The following is a 16389-nucleotide window of genomic DNA, read 5'->3' on the forward strand; positions in this document are numbered from 1 at the left end:
AACAATAAATCAACAGTTTTATCCACAGGGTGTGAGAAATAGCTGCAAATAAAAGAGCGATTACTTCTTAAATTGTTTAGCCTTTGTATATCAATGGTTTTAGACCTGTATCAAATCTTTACTAATTTAGTAAATTAATATTTTTAACAAAAGTTTCATATAGATATGAACAAACTTATCCACAATTGGTGTTAATATTATTCTTTCACAGCTTGAATTACTTAACGTGTAATGCTTTGAGGATTGTTTAACTTTTTAGATATTAATAAATTTTTCAAATTAATGTATCATTCTAACTAATATTAGAAGAATTAGAATTTTTATGAATTACGAGCTTATTGAGTCGCCAAAGCAGTCTAAGTTTTGTGTTATTTGGTTGCATGGTCTGGGCGCAGATGGACATGATTTTGTTGATGTCGTTAATTACTTTGATGTTTCATTAGATGAAATTAAATTTGTTTTTCCTCATGCTGATGTTATGCCTGTAACTATAAACATGGGGATGCAGATGCGTGCTTGGTATGATATCAAGTCACTTGATGCTAATAGTCTAAATAGAGTGGTTGATGTTGAAGGTATAAATAAATCAATTGCAAAAGTTAATGAACTAATAGATAGTCAAATCAATCAAGGTATTGCTAGTGAAAATATTATCTTAGCAGGCTTTTCTCAAGGGGGGGTGATCGCGACTTATACAGCTATTACGTCTCAAAGAAAGCTTGGAGGTATTATGGCTTTATCTACATATTTGCCAGCATGGGATGATTTTAAAGATAAGATTACATCTGTAAATAAAGGACTACCTATACTAGTTGGTCATGGTACAGATGATCAGGTATTGCCCGAAGTTCTTGGCCGTGATTTATCAGATAAGCTAAAAGCCAGTGGTTTTGCTAATGAGTATAAACACTATGTGGGTATGCAACACTCTGTATGTATGGAAGAAATAAAAGATATCTCAAACTTTATCGCAAAGACATTTAAAATATGAAACAAATAGTTGTAGCTAGTCGTGAAAGTAAACTAGCATTATGGCAGACAAATTTTGTCAAAGATCGTATCCAAAATGAGCTAAATATTCCTTGTCAAATAAGCACTATGAAAACGCAGGGCGATATTATTCTGGATAAACCACTTAATAAAATTGGTGGTAAAGCACTGTTCATGAAAGAGCTAGAAATAGCTATGCTTAATGGTAAGGCTGATATTGCTGTTCATTCTCTTAAAGATGTACCTTATCAATTACCAGATGGTTTTTGCTTAGCCAGCTTTATGCCCAGGGAAGACCCTAGAGATGCCTTTGTATCTAATAAATATAGTTCTATAGATGATTTACCGAAAGGTGCAATCGTTGGTACATCAAGTTTACGCCGTAAGGCTCAACTTTTGAATTATAGAGATGATCTTATAATTAGAGATTTAAGAGGAAATGTTGTAACAAGGCTATCGAAACTTGATGGTGATGAATATGATGCAATTATCCTAGCGAGTGCTGGACTTATTCGTTTAGAGCTTAATGATAGAATAACACAGTATATTCCGGTAGAAATATCTTTACCAGCTGTAGGTCAGGGTATAGTAGTTGTAGAAGCTTTGAGTGAAAATAGTGAGCTTTTAGAAAAATTACAAAATCTAAACTGTAGTGATAGCTTTTGTGTTGCTACTGCTGAAAGAGCATTCAACCAAGAGCTAAAAGGTGGTTGCCATGTTGCAATTGGTGCATATGCAGAGTTACAAGGTAATCAGATAACTCTCACAGCAATGGTTGCAAGTAGTGATGGTAAGAACATCTTAAAAAGAAAACTTATAGGAGAGGATCCTATTAAACTTGGTAAATCACTAGCTCAAGAAATGATAGAGCTAGGAGCATATACAATATTGGAGAAATAAGAAATGGGACTTTTATTAGTATTGGTTGGTATCGGTGGTGGCCTTGGTGCCATGTCAAGATTTGCGTTGACTCAAGCAACAGCAAATATTTCTAAGCAAATTCCTTTGGGTATATTACTATGTAACGTTATTGGTTCTCTAATTATTGGAATGATGGCAGCTTTTTTGATAGAGACTAAGCTCTTTAATGAAGATATTTCGACATACGTTCGATCTCTTTTTGTTACAGGTTTTCTTGGAGGGTTTACTACCTTTTCTAGCTTTAGTTTAGATATCCTCAACTTACTACAACGTGGGGAGGCATTATTAGCTATTGGATATATCCTTGTTAGTGTAATTGTATCTTTAATAGCCGTTATTTTAGGCTTTTATTTTATAATGGGAGTATATAGATGAAAAGGCTAGTATCTTTGGTTTTAGTAACTTTGCTTATAGCTAGTTGTATACCTTTCCTTGGTGGTGATATGGTAGTTCAAGATAATAGATTTGAATCTGATGGCGGTCGATATGGTCTTGAAATGCAACAAGGAATTTCTGTTAAACAGGTATATGCTGCAATCAAAGAGGCTATAAAACAGCATCCTAAACAGTTTGAAGTAAAGGGTGATGACTATAGTGAACAAAAATCTACAGTATGGACCTATTCTAATAAATATAAAGAACTTGTTACATTTGAAGCAACCCAAAGAAATGACAGAGTATACTTAGAAGTCAGTATGGGCGAACAAGGTCAGTCTAAGCAGGATATGCAAGCTATATATCATATTCAAGATTTGGTACTAAATAATTTACAACAGACAAAATAGTTAGAGCTATTTTTTCAGTATTTTCCAATATCTTATAGTCATATTTAATCTTATTTTTAATCAGCAATAGTAACTTTTTGTCATATATGTATCAGTAAAACTTATATGCGAAATAAAAAATATCAATTTGAAGTAAAGTAAAGTTTAGTTTTTAATATGTCAAAATTTATGGCTATCTCGGGGCTTTTGCCAAATTGATAAATATGGGGTGATAAGTTATGAAGTTTATAAAAAACCTATTTGTATTAGTATTGATAGTAACTATCACATCATATGTAACTATAAGTAATAACTCAAATGCTAAAAATGGAATATTAGTAGGTAGTATTGTAGGAGCTATTTTAGGACTAATCTGGGGTGTCATAACATTAAGTATACTGTATATCCCATTATAGTAGTCGACATTTATGGCGGAATAGTAGCTAGTCAAGATATAGCGCAAAATTGGAGTTGTTATTGATCGTAATAAATAAGGAGCATCATGAAGAAGTATTCGGTAATAGTTTTGTCAATATTGTTAACAGGATGTTCAAGTAATCCAAAAATTACAGAAGTAGGACCTGGAGTTATCTTATCTGAGAAGCAACTATTAACAAAGGAAGAAGTAAAAAAGCAAGAGACCAAAGATGATGTCCTCACTGGCACAGGTGGTGGTGCCGCTGTTGGTGCTGGTACAGGTGCAGCAGTAGGTGCTGGGACGGGAGCTGTATTTGGGGGAGTGTTTGCAATAGCAATAGGTACTGCAGTATGCACGATTGTTACTTTAGGTTTAGGGATTGTTCCATGTGTTGCTGCTATGGGAGGAGTTGCAGCTGTTGGTGTGGGGACAGGCGCTTTGATGGGAGCTGGAGCTGGGGCTTTGATAGGAGCAGGAAGTGGAGCTCTAGTAGGAGCTGGTGGTAGCTACATCTACGCATCTACTAAAGATGTAGATAAAATAAAAGGTAAATATCAGTTTGAGGTTTTAGAGGATGGTAAATCTTCACCGATAACATTTGAGCAGTTTACAGATGTTGAATACGCTTCCGGAGATAAGGTAGATATTTATCAAAGTGAGTATAGGGATGTAAAGACATACTTTATAAAGCAGTTAGATCAAGATAGCAATGAAGATGCAAGGATAGAAAAAGATTAATTATTTTTCTACTTTAAAAACGGTACCACAGTATGGACAAGTATTAGTTTTCTTATCTTGAAGGTCAATATAAACTCTTGGGTGTAGATTCCAATTTTCATGATATTTTGTTGGACAAGATACTCTTTCGCCAGGTTTTACTTTTATAATTTTTTGTTCTTTTTTCATTTTTGCAATTTAGTAATGCTTATAGTTACCTTGATTCTAGCAAAATATTATCAAATTTATAATACAAAAACAAAGCTAAATAGCATATACTAAAAGCGTTGTTGAAAAAAACCAAAGGGTTTTGACATATGAAAAGATTATATAATTCTAATATGTCAGCAAAGGTTTCTCGCACTAAGTGGGATATTTTAGCGTTATCAATTATACTTTTAGTATTAAGTATATTTGTGTGGTCAACTTCAGGTTTGGGCGGGAATATAGACTATACAAATCAAACAAGTGTTCAACAGTATTCGGAAGTTTCTTTAAACCTTTGGCTTTTGCCCTACTATACAGCAGAAACAGTTATGCGGATGTTTATTGGTTTAGGTATTTCTTTATTGATTACATTTATATTTGGAGCATTAGCAGCAAAAAGTAAAAGAGCAGAGAGTATAATTATTCCTGCTGTAGATATTTTACAGTCCATTCCTATTTTGGGCTTCTTTGCTATTACAGTTACTGGATTTTTAGTTTTATTCCCAAGCTCACTATGGGGAGCTCAATCCGCTGTGATATTTGGGATTATAACAGCTCAAGTATGGAATATGATATTAAGTTTTTATCAGTCTCTTAAAACTGTACCTAAAGAATTGGCTGAAGCAGCTGATATGTATCAGCTTTCGGCATGGCAAAGATTCTGGAAAGTTGAGGTTCCCTTCTCAATGCCAGGACTTGTTTGGAACACTATGATGTCAATGTCAGCTTGTTGGTTTATGATAGTTGCATCAGAGACAATAATTGTTAATTTCAGTGCTTCACAGTCAATACCTATTAACTTACCAGGTATAGGATCATTTATAGATGCAGCGAACAATGCTCAAGATTTTGGAGCAGTTGGTGCAGCAATAGTGATGATGTTAGTCACTATTATTTTGTATGATCAGCTACTCTTTAGACCTCTGGTTGTGTGGTCAGAGAAGTTTGTTTTGGGTGAGAATCAATCAGAAGTCTATAGTAAATCATGGTTTTTGAAGATATTGCAAAAGTCTGCAATAACAAAGCTTTTTTCGAATATGTTTGGAAGTATAACTTCAACTTTGGTAAATATAAGATTTTTTAAGAAAAATTTAAATAAAGTCTATAATCAACCAAGACACAGAAAGCAAGAAAGACAAGAAACATTGCTACAGAAAATATTGTGGACAGTATTTACCTTGATGATAGTTATTGGATTGTTCTACTTTGCTTATCAAGCTGTGTATGGTAACAATTCTGATATTGGTCTATCAGAGACTTTTAAGGTTTTTGGGTATGGTTTACTCACAGGCTTTAGAGTTGTTGTGCTTATTATAATTACATCAATAATCTGGGTGCCGATAGGCGTATGGGTTGGTATGCGACCTAGGATTGCTCAAAAAGTACAGCCTTATGCACAGATGGCTGCAGCATTCCCAGTTAACGTTCTATATGGTATCTTTGGGACTTTAGTGATAACTCTGGGTCTTAACTTTAATATTTGGTGTATTTTATTGATGGCCCTTGGGACACAGTGGTACATATTGTTTAATGTGATTGCTGGTGCTTCAGCAATTCCGGACGAGCTAAAACTAGCTGCTAAGAATATGCAACTAAAAGGTTTTATGAAATGGCGTAAGTACTTGTTCCCAGCAGTTATGCCATACTATGTTACAGGCGCAATTACCGCAGCTGGTGGAGCATGGAATGCAAGTATTGTGTGTGAATATATCAACTGGGGGACTGGAGATCAGTCAATAATTCAAGCATCAGGTCTTGGAGATTATATTACTTATTATACAAACCTACAGGGCGATCATACGGCAAATGTATTGCTAGGTGTGATAGTAATGTGTGTATTGGTTGTAGCATCTAATAAACTGTTCTGGCGCAGATTATATAACTATGCAGAAAATCGCTTTAGTATGAATATGTAAGCATAGGAGATTTTTAGAAAATGAGTTCAAAAAAAATTTTTACAGTAGAAAAAGTTAATAAGCAATTTAACATCAAAGGTGGTCATACACTTAAAGTATTAGATAATATTGATTTTACTTTACATGAAGGTGAGATTGTCGCACTACTTGGTAAATCTGGATCTGGTAAGTCAACTTTACTTAGAATTATCGCAGGTTTGTTAAGTCCAAGTTCAGGTGAAGTAATGTATAGAGGTAAGAAAGTCTCCGCACCTGTTCCAGATATTTCTATGGTTTTTCAAAGCTTTGCGCTTATGCCATGGCTTACTGTTTTGCAAAATGTTGAGTTAGGCCTTGAAGCGCGCAATATTCCAGCTAGAGAGCGTAAAAAAAGAGCATTAAAAGCGATTGATATGGTAGGTCTTGATGGATTTGAGAATGCTTATCCGAAAGAGCTCTCTGGTGGTATGAAGCAGCGTGTTGGTTTTGCTAGAGCCCTTGTATTAGAACCAGATGTTTTGTTAATGGATGAGCCTTTTTCTGCCCTTGATATTCTTACTGCTGAGAACCTTAGAGAGGATTTACTTGATCTTTGGGAAAACAATGAAGCAATGAAAGGTATTCTGTATGTTACTCATAGTATTGAAGAAGCAGTTTTAACAGCAAATAGAATTATTATATTTGGTAGTAATCCAGGATTCATACGTGGTGAATTAAAAATAGATATTCCTCATCCAAGAAGCTCTCAAGATCCTGTAGTAGCAGATTTGGTTGATCAGGTTTATCGTATGATGACTACTGCTCAAACTAAAGAGTTGTCTGAGCGTATGAACAAAAAGACTGCTATAACTATTGGGTATCGCCTACCAGATGTGGATATTTCAGAGATGAATGGTCTTTTAGATGAGATGGCTGAGATCAAGGATGTTGAAGCAGTAGATCTACCTCAATTAGCGGATGACTTGCATCTTGATATTGATGATCTATTTCCTATTATCGAGATTTTATCAATCTTACGATTTGCAGAAGTATCTGATGGTGATATCAAAATGACTGCGATGGGGCGTAAGTTTATTGATTCAAATATTGATGAAAGAAAGTTTATTTTTGGAAGATTATTCTTAAAGTATATTCCATTAGCTCGTCATGTTGTCAAAGTTTTGAGTGAAAGAGAGAGTCAATCTGCTCCTAGAAGTAGGTTCTTGGCAGAGTTGGATGACTATTATCCAATGGAAATCGCAGAGCGTGTATTTGATACTTTTATTGATTGGGCTCGTTATGCTGAGCTTATCTATTATGATGCAAATACTGGTATTATTTCTTTGGATGACAATGCTGCAGAATATATCAAAAAAATGTAAGAGTAAATTCTTTTTCCAATCAATAATTAATATCTGCCATTAAATATTAATATTTAGCGTCCATTAGAAATAAAGTAATCTATCTCAACTTTTATTCAAAGATTTGATTATGTGAAACTATTTTCTAAATGGATATTTATATTATTTCTTTTTACCACAATAAAAGTATATGCTGGCGAGTCTGCTGAGCAAGCAAGCCTGTCAAAACAGGAGATGCAAATAATCTCTGATCTTCAACAGCAAATATCTATACTTAAGCAAGAAATAGGTAAGGTGCAGTCTCAAAATACAGGTGTTAATAATAAGTCACAGTTTAGTACGTATCGCCAGAAAATAGCTAATGAAAATTTCAATCAACTTGGGCTAGATGGAGTAACTCCACAAGATATTGCTTCTAATATAGCAAGCGATGGTAAGTCACTAGGTGATAGTACAGGTTCTCAAGGAGTCTTTGTATCAAATGGTAGAATTGATGTTGGTGGGACACCTGCAATTACGACTCAAGGTCAAATAACTTATTTGGGATCATATTCGGGTAACAACAGTATTCCGATAGGAATGATTTCAAGTAATCTTTTTGCATCGACAATATTGGGACAAAGAGATACTTTTGATGATTACTCAGTATTTTTTGGTGGGTACATAGAAGCAGATGCTCAAACATGGTTTGGAAGTCAGATAAGTAGAGCAGGTGGAGCTCCAAATTTCCCAGCTAATGGACAAAATATTTATTTAACTAATTCAAAATTATATTTTTTATCTAACTTAGGTCATTATGTAACAGCTCAATTTGATTTTGATACGGATGAGACAGGAGGTTTTGGCTTAGGGAATGCATTTGTTATCTTTGGTAATTTAGATACATCACCATTTTTTGTTACCGCTGGTAGAAGTAAGCTTTCAGTAGGGTCTTATGGTGGCGGTGGACCATGGACTAGTGGTATTATCGATGAGTTTTTATCGCCTGATAAGGTTACTAATGTTTCGCTAAACTATAAGAATGATATTATAAACACTAATATAACAGTTTTTGGCTCTGATGATAAAAGAGCCAATTTTTCGGCTGGATTTTTCTATACGGATTCTTGGACTCAAGACTTATCTGTTGGTTTTAATGCTGGATATGTTTTTAATATTGCTGGTGCTGGTAATGATAGTATCTCTCAATTTTTGGATAATATAGGAGAGAATGAAAAGAATATTGGTGTGTTAAACTTTGATGGTACTTTGGCATATTCAATGCTTGGGGGTATCTGGCAATTACAGGGTGGATGGTCAGCTACAACCAATAAGCAGGATTTCCACCAAAATGGTTCTAGCGTAAATACTGGGGCATGGTATTTAGGTGTAGCTTATGCTCTTACCTTAGGTGGGAGAGATACAAACTTTAACGTTACTTATGGGCAGTCATATAATGCTGAAAATATACCTATGCCAACATCAAATGCATCTCCAACATTTGGTCTTACATCTTCAGGAATTAAGAATCAAATTATTGCCTCTGCACAGAGGGCATACTTTGATGATAATGTCTTATTTGGTCCGGAATATTCATATCAGCGACTATATAATGGAGAGCACATGAATACATTAACGTTGGACTTATCTGTATATATATAGACTAAAAACTATAAAGTGTTTTAGCCTGTCAAGATCATAGTGTGTTTATGATAAAATACTGTTAATGTATGTTTCATTATTTTTATTTTCCAAAGAGATTTATTCTATGTGTACTAAGAATTATTTAATCACGGGCGCTAGCTCGGGTATAGGCAGAACTGTTTTAAAGCAGTTAGTATCGCAAGGCGATACTGTTTACAATATTGATATTGTTACTCCAGAAGAAGTTCTTGAAAAAGAGGTATTTATTAAATTTGATTTGTCTAACTATAAGGGCATTGATGTTATTTTGCCAAGCGGTATAGACTTTGATGGGGTATTCTTTAATGCTGGAATTCATCAAAGTGGGTCGATATTTTCTCAGTCTTTGGATGAAATAAATAAGTGTATATCAATTAACCTAATGTCTAGTGTGGTAATTTTGAAATCTTTGGCTGAGAGTATTAAATCAGGGGCTTCTATAGTTTTTAATGGTTCAGATCAGTGCTTTGTTGGTAAAACGAATAATTTCGCGTATGGTTTGACTAAGGGGGCAATTGCTCAGATGACAAAATCATTGGCACTAGATTTAGCACCTAAAAATATAAGAGTAAATACTGTTTGTCCTAGTACTACAGATACTCCACTGTATAGAAAGGCAATAGAAACACACTCTTTAGTAAGTGGAATTGATTTAGCCGATATCGAGAAAAGTGAGGCAAAAGAAATACCTATTAACAGAGTAGCCACTGCAGAAGAGGTTGCTAATGTTGTGATTTTTCTTCTGAGTGACAAAAGTTCATTTATGACTGGATCTTTAGTTCCGGTAGATGGGGGCTATACGGCGAGGTAAACTTTATGCAAAAAATAATAGACTCACACATTCATTTTTGGGATATTGATAATGGTTACAATAGATGGGTCAAGGATACCGATTTGCCTACAAAGGTATTACCGTCTGATTTTAAAATAGATAACTTTGTACATATAGAAGCTCATACTGAAGATATTGATCATTTATGTGAATATAAGTGGTTAGTTGCTAATTTTAGCAACAAAAATATAAAAGTTATTGCCTTTGTAGACTTTACACAGGATGAGCAATCATTCGAACAAAAAATAATTGAATTATCATCTTGTAAAGATATAGTAGGTGTTCGACAAATAATGTCTAAGGATTCTGGTGCTAAATATAGCCCTTTTGATAAAGAAATTCCATCAGACTTGTTTGAAAAATTAGTCATCTTAAAAAAATATAATATGATATTTGAATGTCAGATGTATCCTCAACAGTTTGTTAGTGCTGTGTCAGATATTCTTAGATCAAATGTGACTTGTTGTGTTGAGCATTTTGGGCTACCTATAAAAACAAGAAAAGACAATCTTCTGTATTGGAGAGATTTGCTTAGGTATGTTGATAATAATCAAAATCTATATCTAAAGCTGTCAGGAGGAGATCTAAATAATGACGAGGACGATATTAAAGAGATCTTAAATGAGGTAAAAGATTGTGTTGCTACATCAAAACTTTGTTATGGTTCTAATTACCCTGTATCAAATAAAGATAATTATAATAAATGGTTTAATATAGTTTATAGCACATTTGCAGATGCTAAATCACAGCAAGATATATTCTTTAATACCGCTAATAAGTTGTATAGATTTAACCTTTAGTAGAGACTTTTGTTGAAGTATAGATATTTTTGAAGAAGATTAGATATATGCTTGTATAAGCTGTTATAAATATCATATTAATCGTGAAGTTTGACCAATACATAGTCCATAGAACACTTTTGTCTTTTATCATAATTGGGAGCATTACTATATTGTTTATTAGGATAACTATCGCAACACTTATTATAGTTGAGAAGAAGATATTATTTTTTAAGAGTTTCTTATAAATCCAACTAAAAATTGAGACTTCTGCTAGATTTGTCACAAAGGTGCTTAACATTCCTGATAAAAATAACAGTATCGTCGGCTCAGCGATTTGGTGTATAGCGCTTGATCTTATGTGATTATTATCTCCGATTATAGATATATCAGCCAAATGAAAAAATGATGATGAATAAACGCCAAAGGAGTATATGCCATCCATTACCATAGCTAGAATTATTAATTTATAAGTGTTTTTTAGGCCATAAATTATTGAACAAACATCTAACACGACAAAAATTCCTGCATATACCAAAGATGATTGTGTTATTACTAGGTGAATACCTAAAAAATTAATATTTATAGTGTTAAGAAAAAGTGGGTCACATAATATTTTCAATGTGATAAAAAGAGCAGCAGGAGTGATATATTTTATAAATTTATTTGACTCTAAATTATTAAGGTTAGCAACTTCCATGGTAATGATATTTGTGTTAAAACGCTATAAATTGTATATTTTTTGCATAAGAAATACGACAAAAATATTTGGTGTTTATATTTTAGAGTTGGGCATAGCGTGTTATCACATTGATAAAAAAACTAATATGGATATAATGTTTAAAACTATATTATTAAATATTCAATTAAGGCTATATTTTGGATAATAGTTTGGAGCTATTTCTGCATTCATCTAATTACATCTTATTAGCATCTGGCTTAATATTGTTTTTTGCGATTGTATCTCAGTTTTTATCATGGAGGCTAAAACTTCCTTCAATACTATTTTTGATCCTTAGTGGTATTATTTTAGGACCTTTATCTGAAGCTGTATTTCATGGAGGCTTTAAACTTGTAGATGGTACGATTATTTTTGGAGAAGCATTATCTCCATTTGTATCAATTTGTGTGGCCATTATCCTCTTTGAGGGGAGTTTATCACTTAATTTTAGTAAGATTAAGAGTGTCAGTAGTGTTGTAATACTTTTGACTACCGTAGGATTAGGGGTTACAGTGATACTCACAGCAATGTTCTGCTATTATGTCATTGACTTGAACTTAGAGCTATCTATGCTAATAGGCGGTATTACATGTGTTAGTGGTCCAACTGTTGTACCTCCATTAATGAGAACTGTTAGACCGAAAAGACATATTGCAAGTATCTTGAAGTGGGAATCTATACTTGTAGATCCTATAGGAGCTTTAGTAGTTGTATTCATGTTAGCATGGTTCGTTATAGGGGGGAATTATGCAAATCAGCCTAATGGAACAAGTATATTCATAGCTTATATAATCTTCGTATGTATTTTGGGAATAACTTCGGGCTTTATTTTTGGCTACTTGATAGGACTAAGTTTTAGAAAGCATTATATTCCTGAATATCTAAAAAGTTTTTTTGTGTTAGCTGTAATAGTTGTAGGTTTTATAATAACTGACGCTACTATGCATGGTGCAGGGCTTTTAATGGTAACGGTTGCTGGCCTTGTGATGGCTAATATGAAAGATATTAAGATGTCTGATATTTTGTCATTTAAAGAAAATCTAAGTATAGTTATTATTTCAGTTCTTTTTATAGTGCTGGGTGCAGAGATAGATTTTAGTTTGTTCAAAGACTATTGGCTAGATCTAATAGTACTATTTTTATTTTTACAATTTATTTTGCGCCCAATTGTAGTTCTATTATGCTCTATTAAATCTAAAACAACTTTTGCAGAAAGAATTGTCATGGGTATTATTTATCCACGAGGTATTGTAGCAGCATCTGTAGCGGCATTGGTTGCTGTAAGAATTACTAAATCTCATCCTGAATTATACGATGAGGCTAACACTTTAGTATTCTTTGTATTTATGATAATTGTTTTTACTGTGGTTTTTCAAAGTATATTTACTCCTTATATATCAAGACTTCTTAAAGTTACTGAACCTGAAGGTAAAGGATTTTTGATAATCGGCGGGAATAGGTTTGCACGTGAACTAGCAGAAGTGTTTGTCAAAAATGATATTGAAGTGGTTGTTACTGATTCATCTTGGGTAAATGTCCAAAAATGTCGTCAGTTAGGCTTGAATACATATTATGGTAGTCCTGTATCAGCACACGCTGACTGGAGTATTAATTTGGTGGGTATTGGAGCTATGCTAGGATTATCAACTAGCGAATATGTGAATGCTGTATCAGCCATGAAATATAGGTATGAATTTGGTTCAAATAATGTTTTTGTGTTAAGAGCATCTCAGAAAGAAAGCTACAAAGGCATAGGGTCGATAGAAAATAATCTAGCAAATCTGTTGTTTGAAGAGGGTACTGATTTCAACGTTTTAATAGAGAGACTGAATCAAGGTGCTACTATCAGGAGTACAAACATTACACCTAATTACCCACTCGAGAAATTCTTTAAAGATAATCCTAATGCTATAGCATTGTTTATAATTGATGATAATGGCTATGCTCAGCCTTTTGATAAAGATAAAAGGTTAAGATTTGATAGCTATAGTTTGGTATCATTAAGAGATGATGTTAGTAAGACTAGAGAGCAGCTATGTCTAGATGTGTAAGAGTTTTTAATGATAAAGTACCAAATATTGATGCTTCAGCCTACGTTGATGAATCAGCCGCAGTGATAGGAGATGTGATTCTAAGTCAAGATGCATCTATATGGCCTCAAGTTAGTGTGAGAGGTGATCTCTTAACAATAACTATTGGAAAAGGGACCAATATTCAAGATTGCAGTACATTACATACTACAGAGTACCCAAAGGATTCGGGTCAAGGATATCCTCTAACTATTGGAGATGATGTGACTGTAGGACATGGTGTGATATTACATGGCTGTGAGATCAAAAATAATTGTCTAATAGGTATGGGATCTATAATTCTTGATGGAGCTGTTGTTGAACCTTGGGTCTTCTTAGGCGCTGGAAGTTTGGTTCCTCCAGGTAAAGTTTTAGAGTCTGGTTATATGTATTTAGGGTCGCCGGTCAAAAAGATTAGGCCAATTAGTGATCATGAGAGACAAATTATTAAAGAAAATGCTGAGCATTATGTTAAAGTCAAAAATAGATATAAAGCACAAAATTAGATTGGTATTAACTCTGATTTTCGTATCGTTATTAGTATCGTGCACTAGCGTGCAATCTAGTATTGCTCCAATAAATGATAATATGAAATTTGATCAGAAAGCAACATCTGAACAACTTTTGCAGTTAAACAAGTGGCAAACAAAAGGGATTATAGGAATTATCTATAATAATCAGGCGGAATCTGCTAACTATATATACACTCAAGATGGTGATAAATTTAGTATTAGCTTATATGGTCCTTTGGGTATAGGTAGTGTTGAGATAAAAGGAGATACTGATGAGGTATCGCTTGAAAATAGCAAAGGGCAAAAAATAGTAGCTAAAGATGCCAAAACCTTAATGTTGGAGCAGTTAGGCTGGTATGTTCCCGTTGATGGGCTTAAGTATTGGATCAAAGCTGTAGCTATACCAAATATCAAATATAATACGCAACTGAACTCGCAAGGGTTGCCACATAAATTATCTCAAAATGGTTGGAATATTTCTTATCAGAATTATGAACTAGTTGATTCTAAGTATCCGTTACCGGCTAAAATTAGAATGTCTAGAGAGAATATAACGTTAAAGATTGTTATAAAGTCATGGCAAATATAGAACCCAAAAATTATCAAAGTTATGCAAAAATTAATTTGTTTTTGCATATATTAAATAAGCGAGATGATGGGTATCATAATTTACAAAGCTGGTTTACATTTTTGGATCTAAAAGATCATCTTAGCTTTAGGTTTAATAATTATAGTAAGATTGAAATTACAAGTAATATACAAATAGCTCCCCAAGAAGATAATTTGATTTATAAAGCTGTTAAAGAGTTTCAAGAGGCTTATAATATTGAGAATATCGGAGTTGATATTGATATTATCAAAAATATACCAATGGGTGCTGGTCTCGGTGGTGGAAGCTCAAATGCAGCAACCACTTTAATAGCATTACGAGATTATTACTTACCTGAGCTATCAAATGAGGAGATGATACCTTTAGCTAAAAAGCTTGGAGCAGATGTGCCGATATTTCTGTATGGCAGATCAGCATGGGCTGAAGGGATTGGGGATATTTTATACTCTAAGGAATTTGAGCAACAATATGCACTATTAATTAAGCCTAATATTCATATTAGTACCAAAGAGTTTTTTGAAAGTGAGAATTTAGCTAAGACAAAGGATATATTATCAAAAGATCTGAGCTTTGATACTAACACTATGCATAATGATTTTGAAAATGTATTCTTTACAAAGTATCCTGAGTTTAAACAATATTTGTATAGTATTGATGATGGTTTTAGAATGACAGGAACTGGATCATGCTTTTATCTACTTTCTAATAATATTAATAAACTACAGCAACTTACAAGAAAATTTGATAAACCTCTTGACAAATGGGTGGTCAAGACATTAAACTATGCCTACTAACTTTCGTTAGTGCTTATGTTGGGCTATCGCCAAGCGGTAAGGCAACGGGTTTTGATCCCGTCATGCGCAGGTTCGAATCCTGCTAGCCCAGCCATAAAAATTCAATATTGTATACTTTAATTGTTCTAGTCAAAAATATCAGTACTATACATTGATCTAATAAATAATATATAAAAATTTTGCAGAGATGGCTTATTAATCGTTATACTATTTGCATAGATAAAATTTTTATATGGAATTAATATGTCTACACAATATCATATTGGAACACTTGGTAAGAAGTGGGACTCTGAAGAAAAAAAACAATGGTTATCTGAGCAAAGCAAAAAAAGATCGTATCAAGAAGAAGCTGAAAAAAAGATTTTAGCATTATCAAATGATTTTGATATCGATGTCTATGGAGAATTAGATTATTTAGTAGGCAGCTATAAGTTGTATGCACTTAAAACTAAAAACTGGGATGCTAGTAAGCCTTATGTTTTAGTTACAGGTGGAGTGCATGGCTATGAAACAAGTGGTGTACAAGGAGCTATTAGTTTTGCTGCAAATAGAGCTAGAGAGTTTGCCAGTGATTATAATATCTTGATCTTGCCTTGCTTAAGTCCTTGGGGATATGAAACAATTAACCGCTGGAATCCTAATGCTATGGATCCTAATAGATCATTCTATCTGGAGAGTGGTTGTGATGAGTCGGTTCTTGCAATGAAATATATTAACTCATTGAACATTGAACTTCTGATGCATATAGATTTGCATGAGACAACAGATACTGATGATAGTGAATTTAGACCAGCATTAGCAGCTCGTGAGGGTATAACTATAGATAAGTGGGGTATTCCAGATGGATTTTATTTAGTTGCTAATAATAGAAATCCACACTATGACTTCCAGAAATATATAATTGATGCAGTAGCTAAAGTTACTCATATTGCTCCTACTGATCCTAGCATAAATATATTAGGTGATGATATTATCAGAGATGGAATTATGGCTTGTGATTCAGACAAAGAAAAATTATGCATGTCTTTATCAAATGCTGAGTATACAACTACGACTGAGGTTTATCCAGATAGTCCAAGAACAAATCCTCAAGAATGTATACTTGCTCAAGTAGAGGCGATAGCTGCAGGTTTGAACTTTATTAGCCAGCAAAAATAA

Annotated in this window: 18 protein-coding genes and 1 tRNA gene; 17 read left to right on the forward strand and 2 right to left on the reverse strand. The window is 33.6% G+C overall.

From position 1 onward, the window contains the following. Positions 1-322 precede the first annotated feature (322 nt). From FQ699_RS06445 to FQ699_RS06465, 6 genes are all read left to right on the forward strand, one after another. Positions 323-991, forward strand: a complete 669-nt coding sequence (locus tag FQ699_RS06445) for an alpha/beta hydrolase (protein ID WP_146421650.1) — start codon at positions 323-325, stop codon at positions 989-991. Then, positions 988-1890: a hydroxymethylbilane synthase gene (gene hemC, locus FQ699_RS06450; RefSeq protein WP_146421651.1), complete on the forward strand. Its 903-nt coding sequence runs from the start codon at positions 988-990 to the stop codon at positions 1888-1890. Before FQ699_RS06445 ends, hemC begins: the two co-directional genes overlap by 4 nt. Before the next feature lie 3 nt (positions 1891-1893). Next, positions 1894-2286: a fluoride efflux transporter CrcB gene (crcB, locus tag FQ699_RS06455; RefSeq protein ID WP_146421652.1), complete on the forward strand. Its 393-nt coding sequence runs from the start codon at positions 1894-1896 to the stop codon at positions 2284-2286. After that, the gene (locus FQ699_RS06460; protein WP_146421653.1) at positions 2283-2696 is read left to right on the forward strand and encodes a hypothetical protein; all 414 of its coding nucleotides are present in this window, start codon (positions 2283-2285) and stop codon (positions 2694-2696) included. The genes crcB and FQ699_RS06460 overlap by 4 nt, the downstream gene beginning before the upstream one ends. Before the next feature lie 218 nt (positions 2697-2914). Next, positions 2915-3091, forward strand: coding sequence for a hypothetical protein (locus FQ699_RS09690; RefSeq protein ID WP_179951680.1), 177 nt, complete (start codon positions 2915-2917; stop codon positions 3089-3091). Positions 3092-3177: 86 nt separating this feature from the next. Next, positions 3178-3831: a hypothetical protein gene (locus FQ699_RS06465; RefSeq protein ID WP_146421654.1), complete on the forward strand. Its 654-nt coding sequence runs from the start codon at positions 3178-3180 to the stop codon at positions 3829-3831. Here the strand turns inward: FQ699_RS06465 and FQ699_RS06470 are convergent, their stop codons facing one another. Then, positions 3832-3999: a zinc-finger domain-containing protein gene (locus FQ699_RS06470; RefSeq protein ID WP_013921922.1), complete on the reverse strand. Its 168-nt coding sequence runs from the start codon at positions 3997-3999 to the stop codon at positions 3832-3834. It lies immediately after the preceding gene. A gap of 128 nt (positions 4000-4127) precedes the next feature. Between FQ699_RS06470 and FQ699_RS06475 the strand changes: the two genes are divergently transcribed. From FQ699_RS06475 to FQ699_RS06495, 5 genes are all read left to right on the forward strand, one after another. Then, positions 4128-5933 carry an ABC transporter permease gene (locus tag FQ699_RS06475; protein WP_013921923.1) on the forward strand — a complete coding sequence of 602 codons (1806 nt, stop codon included), beginning with the start codon at positions 4128-4130 and terminating at the stop codon, positions 5931-5933. Between the two features lie 20 nt (positions 5934-5953). After that, complete coding sequence (locus tag FQ699_RS06480) at positions 5954-7273, forward strand: ABC transporter ATP-binding protein (RefSeq protein ID WP_146421655.1); 1320 nt, start codon at positions 5954-5956, stop codon at positions 7271-7273. Between the two features lie 111 nt (positions 7274-7384). Then, positions 7385-8893, forward strand: a complete 1509-nt coding sequence (locus FQ699_RS06485; RefSeq protein WP_146421656.1) for a DUF3573 domain-containing protein — start codon at positions 7385-7387, stop codon at positions 8891-8893. A gap of 106 nt (positions 8894-8999) precedes the next feature. Next, entirely contained in the window at positions 9000-9725 is a 726-nt protein-coding gene (locus FQ699_RS06490; protein WP_146421657.1) for an SDR family NAD(P)-dependent oxidoreductase, read from the forward strand. Between the two features lie 5 nt (positions 9726-9730). Continuing rightward, positions 9731-10546 carry an amidohydrolase family protein gene (locus FQ699_RS06495; protein ID WP_146421658.1) on the forward strand — a complete coding sequence of 272 codons (816 nt, stop codon included), beginning with the start codon at positions 9731-9733 and terminating at the stop codon, positions 10544-10546. On the opposite strand, the gene FQ699_RS06500 is transcribed toward FQ699_RS06495, so the two are convergent. Further along, the gene (locus FQ699_RS06500) at positions 10536-11225 is read right to left on the reverse strand and encodes a VUT family protein (protein WP_013921928.1); all 690 of its coding nucleotides are present in this window, start codon (positions 11223-11225) and stop codon (positions 10536-10538) included. The two genes, FQ699_RS06495 and FQ699_RS06500, sit on opposite strands and share 11 nt — an antisense overlap. Before the next feature lie 179 nt (positions 11226-11404). On the opposite strand from FQ699_RS06500, the gene FQ699_RS06505 reads away from it, so the two are divergent. The 6 genes from FQ699_RS06505 to FQ699_RS06530 all read left to right on the forward strand — a co-directional run bounded on the left by FQ699_RS06505 (position 11405) and on the right by FQ699_RS06530 (position 16389). Continuing rightward, complete coding sequence (locus FQ699_RS06505) at positions 11405-13297, forward strand: cation:proton antiporter (protein WP_146421659.1); 1893 nt, start codon at positions 11405-11407, stop codon at positions 13295-13297. Then, the gene (locus FQ699_RS06510; protein WP_146421660.1) at positions 13282-13821 is read left to right on the forward strand and encodes a gamma carbonic anhydrase family protein; all 540 of its coding nucleotides are present in this window, start codon (positions 13282-13284) and stop codon (positions 13819-13821) included. The genes FQ699_RS06505 and FQ699_RS06510 overlap by 16 nt, the downstream gene beginning before the upstream one ends. After that, positions 13784-14416 carry a lipoprotein insertase outer membrane protein LolB gene (lolB, locus tag FQ699_RS06515; RefSeq protein ID WP_369853246.1) on the forward strand — a complete coding sequence of 211 codons (633 nt, stop codon included), beginning with the start codon at positions 13784-13786 and terminating at the stop codon, positions 14414-14416. Before FQ699_RS06510 ends, lolB begins: the two co-directional genes overlap by 38 nt. Beyond that, positions 14404-15231 carry a 4-(cytidine 5'-diphospho)-2-C-methyl-D-erythritol kinase gene (gene ispE, locus FQ699_RS06520; protein ID WP_146421662.1) on the forward strand — a complete coding sequence of 276 codons (828 nt, stop codon included), beginning with the start codon at positions 14404-14406 and terminating at the stop codon, positions 15229-15231. Before lolB ends, ispE begins: the two co-directional genes overlap by 13 nt. Positions 15232-15250: 19 nt before the next feature. Next, positions 15251-15325, forward strand: a tRNA-Gln gene (locus FQ699_RS06525). A 149-nt stretch (positions 15326-15474) separates the two neighbouring features. Next, positions 15475-16389, forward strand: coding sequence for a M14 family metallopeptidase (locus FQ699_RS06530; RefSeq protein WP_146421663.1), 915 nt, complete (start codon positions 15475-15477; stop codon positions 16387-16389).

Origin of the sequence: Francisella salimarina, from assembly GCF_007923265.1 — a bacterium.
In the GTDB taxonomy this organism is placed as follows: domain Bacteria; phylum Pseudomonadota; class Gammaproteobacteria; order Francisellales; family Francisellaceae; genus Francisella; species Francisella salimarina.

Bases quoted from the DNA above. Each gene is read 5' to 3' on its own strand.
- FQ699_RS06510 (WP_146421660.1), top strand. From the start codon at position 13,282: ATGTCTAGATGTGTAAGAGTTTTTAATGATAAAGTACCAAATATTGAT.
- crcB (WP_146421652.1), top strand. From the start codon at position 1,894: ATGGGACTTTTATTAGTATTGGTTGGTATCGGTGGTGGCCTTGGTGCC.
- FQ699_RS06475 (WP_013921923.1), top strand. From the start codon at position 4,128: ATGAAAAGATTATATAATTCTAATATGTCAGCAAAGGTTTCTCGCACT.
- lolB (WP_369853246.1), top strand. From the start codon at position 13,784: ATGTTAAAGTCAAAAATAGATATAAAGCACAAAATTAGATTGGTATTA.
- FQ699_RS06445 (WP_146421650.1), top strand. From the start codon at position 323: ATGAATTACGAGCTTATTGAGTCGCCAAAGCAGTCTAAGTTTTGTGTT.
- FQ699_RS06490 (WP_146421657.1), top strand. From the start codon at position 9,000: ATGTGTACTAAGAATTATTTAATCACGGGCGCTAGCTCGGGTATAGGC.
- FQ699_RS06530 (WP_146421663.1), top strand. From the start codon at position 15,475: ATGTCTACACAATATCATATTGGAACACTTGGTAAGAAGTGGGACTCT.
- FQ699_RS06495 (WP_146421658.1), top strand. From the start codon at position 9,731: ATGCAAAAAATAATAGACTCACACATTCATTTTTGGGATATTGATAAT.
- FQ699_RS06470 (WP_013921922.1), bottom strand. From the start codon at position 3,999: ATGAAAAAAGAACAAAAAATTATAAAAGTAAAACCTGGCGAAAGAGTA.
- hemC (WP_146421651.1), top strand. From the start codon at position 988: ATGAAACAAATAGTTGTAGCTAGTCGTGAAAGTAAACTAGCATTATGG.
- FQ699_RS06500 (WP_013921928.1), bottom strand. From the start codon at position 11,225: ATGGAAGTTGCTAACCTTAATAATTTAGAGTCAAATAAATTTATAAAA.
- FQ699_RS06465 (WP_146421654.1), top strand. From the start codon at position 3,178: ATGAAGAAGTATTCGGTAATAGTTTTGTCAATATTGTTAACAGGATGT.
- ispE (WP_146421662.1), top strand. From the start codon at position 14,404: ATGGCAAATATAGAACCCAAAAATTATCAAAGTTATGCAAAAATTAAT.
- FQ699_RS09690 (WP_179951680.1), top strand. From the start codon at position 2,915: ATGAAGTTTATAAAAAACCTATTTGTATTAGTATTGATAGTAACTATC.
- FQ699_RS06460 (WP_146421653.1), top strand. From the start codon at position 2,283: ATGAAAAGGCTAGTATCTTTGGTTTTAGTAACTTTGCTTATAGCTAGT.
- FQ699_RS06480 (WP_146421655.1), top strand. From the start codon at position 5,954: ATGAGTTCAAAAAAAATTTTTACAGTAGAAAAAGTTAATAAGCAATTT.